The sequence below is a fragment of the Vibrio sp. CAU 1672 genome (genome assembly GCF_029223195.1).
In the GTDB taxonomy this organism is placed as follows: Bacteria; Pseudomonadota; Gammaproteobacteria; order Enterobacterales; family Vibrionaceae; genus Vibrio.
The window spans coordinates 1-2,714 of sequence record NZ_JARHUF010000055.1; the positions used below are offsets into that span (position 1 = coordinate 1).

Annotated in this window: 2 protein-coding genes; both read left to right on the plus strand. The window is 54.0% G+C overall.

The window, feature by feature from the left end:
* Window positions 1-370: 370 nt before the first annotated feature.
* Window positions 371-1,699 (plus strand): aspartate aminotransferase family protein, encoded by a 1,329-nt coding sequence (locus P2G85_RS21200; protein ID WP_275865995.1) that lies wholly within the window; start codon window positions 371-373, stop codon window positions 1,697-1,699.
* Window positions 1,693-2,541: a 3-keto-5-aminohexanoate cleavage protein gene (locus P2G85_RS21205; protein WP_275865996.1), complete on the plus strand. Its 849-nt coding sequence runs from the start codon at window positions 1,693-1,695 to the stop codon at window positions 2,539-2,541. The genes P2G85_RS21200 and P2G85_RS21205 overlap by 7 nt, the downstream gene beginning before the upstream one ends.
* The last annotated feature ends 173 nt before the right edge of the window (window positions 2,542-2,714 follow it).

Below are 2,714 nucleotides of genomic sequence, written 5' to 3' on the forward strand. Positions count from 1 at the left end.
CATCCACTACGGTGAGTTTAAAAGCGAGGGAATAATCGCGCTGAGTTCTTTTATTTGTTGATTTCATAACACTCTCCAATTTTGGGGTTGGAAAGTGTCAACCTTATTTAGGACGGAACACATGCAACAGAAAGGGTTAGCCGATGGCTAACCCTTTTTTTTGCTTCCCGTTCTGAACAGGCTGGCTCGCGGTAGTTGAGGGTGTTTTTGGCCTGCGGTGAACCTTCCTTCTCATCACCTGCCGGAAGGGCTTTATCGGGCTTTAGCAGGTCGGCATTCCAAAAGCTCATACAGGTAGAGATTAATTCGATTGCCCGGTTAGGGAGGTGGGCGGATGATGAGCTTACTGCCAGATTCGGAGAAGGGAAACATGTCTTACGTATTTCATCGTCACTGCCACACCAGGCTACCGGTCATTGACCGGGGAGAAGGGATCTATCTGTTTGACCAGCAGGGGAAACGCTATCTGGACGCCTGTGGCGGTGCTGCGGTGTCAAATCTAGGTCATAGCTATCAGGCGGTTAAACACGCCATCACCGAGCAGTTGGGTAAGATCCCGTATGCACACAGCGGTTTCTTCACCAGTGACAGCAGTGAACAACTGGCAGAGAAACTGTGTCGCTTGGCACCGGATCAGTTTAACCATGTTTACTTGGTTAGCGGTGGCTCTGAAGCGGTAGAGTCGGCATTAAAGATGGCGCGCCAGTATTATGTAGAACGCGGCCTGGCGGAAAAGAATCAGTTTATTGCCCGTCAGCAGAGCTATCATGGTAACACCCTTGGGGCCCTGGCCGTCGGTGGCAATGAATGGCGGCGTACACCGTTTCGTCCACTATTAACTACCAGCTACCACATCGCACCATGCTATGCCTACCGTTATCAGCAAGAGGGAGAAAGTGAGCAAGAGTATTCACGCCGGGCGGCGGATGAGCTGGAAGCGCAGATCCTCGCGATTGGTCCCCAGCGGGTGATGGCATTTGTCGCCGAGCCGATTGTCGGGGCTACCGCTGGTGCGGTGCCGGCGACGCTGGGTTACTTTAAGCGTATCCGTGAGATTTGCGATCGCTACGATGTGTTATTGATCTTCGATGAAGTCATGTGTGGGGTCGGCCGAAGTGGCAGCTTCTTTGCGTTTGAACAGGAGCTGGTTGCACCCGATTTGGTGTGTCTGGCGAAAGGGCTGGCTGCCGGTTATCAACCGATTGGTGCGGTGATGGCGAACGATAAAGTCTATGATGCGATTGCATCGGGTAGCGGTTTTTTCCAGCATGGCCATACCTTTATGGCTCACCCGGTGGCCTGCGCTGCAGCCGTTGCGACCATCGATGCCCTGTATCAGGAGCACCTGCTCGACGCAGTCAATCTGCGGGGTGAACTACTGCGTCAGCGCTTACAGGCGCGTTTAGCTGACTCTCCGTACGTGGGGGACATTCGTGGTAAAGGGCTGTTTTGGGGGATTGAGCTGGTGGCGGACAAGGCCAGTAAACGGCCGCTGGCTCCGGCGACGCAGGCGGAGAAGCACATTAAACGCCAGGCGATGCAAAATGGGCTGATGTGTTATCCGATGGCCGGGACTATCGACGGGGTGTACGGCCATCATGTTCTGTTGGCCCCGCCGTTCATCATTCAGCCTGAGCAAATCGATGAACTGGTAGAGCGCCTTGCTCTGAGTTTAGATGAGGTCGCGCAAACATGGTAAACGATAGTTTAAACTCAGCATCGTCGGTGGCGATCATGGTGGCACCAAACGGAGCCCTTAAGAGCAAAGCAGACCATTCCCATTTACCAATGAGCCAGCAAGAAATTGTCGCGGAGGTACTCGCCTGCCAGAAAGCGGGGGCGGCAATGGTGCATTTGCATGCGCGAGACCAACATGGAAACCACTCCCTGGCAATCGATGACAACGCTGCGCTGTATCAGGCGGTTAAGACGGCAGTAGGGGAGCAGATGCTGGTGCAGCTGACCACTGAAGCGGTCGGCCAGTATACGCCGGAGCAGCAAATGGCGCTGATCCGGGCGGTGCAGCCGGAGGCCGCGTCGTTCGCGCTGCGCGAGCTGTTTTCTGAACCGCGCGACACCGAAACCGTCAGTGAGTTTTTTTATTGGGCGGCAGAGCAGAACATTATCAGCCAAATCATCCTGTACGATCAGGCGGATATTGAGCGTTACTTTCAGCTGCGCGAGCGTGGGGTTTTGCCTGCCTATAATCAACATACGTTGGTTGTACTGGGACGTTACCAATGCGGCCGACAGCCGTCACCGTGGGATTTACGTAGACTGAGTCTGGCGCGCTTTGAGCAGCAAGGGGTTCGCTGCGCCGTGTGTGCGTTCGGCGCGAGAGAACAGGATTGTGTGCTCAGTGCGATGCTGCTTGGCCTGGATGCGCGCATTGGGTTTGAAAACAACCACCTCAGTCCACAAGGTATACCGGCACTGGATAATGCTGAGCAGGTACACCGCTTACAGTTGCTGTGTCAGCAACTCAATCTGCCGCTGCAGGGGGCTGCCAGCTTCAGAGCCGCATTACGCCAGCGTCAGTAGAACCAGGTAAGTAACAGTGGGACAGACAATAAAAAAGGGCACCGTACGGAGTAATGCCGATCAGTTAAGCCAAAAATGATCGGTTGAACGATCCTCTGAGGATGTCAAAATCCGAGTGTATTCAGTGCACTCGGATTTTTTTATGTTCTTAAGACAAGCCCTAAACAACGTCC

What these genes read in the sequence shown, in the direction of transcription:
- P2G85_RS21200 (WP_275865995.1), top strand. Translation starts at nt 371, where the DNA reads ATGTCTTACGTATTTCATCGTCACTGCCACACCAGGCTACCGGTCATT.
- P2G85_RS21205 (WP_275865996.1), top strand. Translation starts at nt 1,693, where the DNA reads ATGGTAAACGATAGTTTAAACTCAGCATCGTCGGTGGCGATCATGGTG.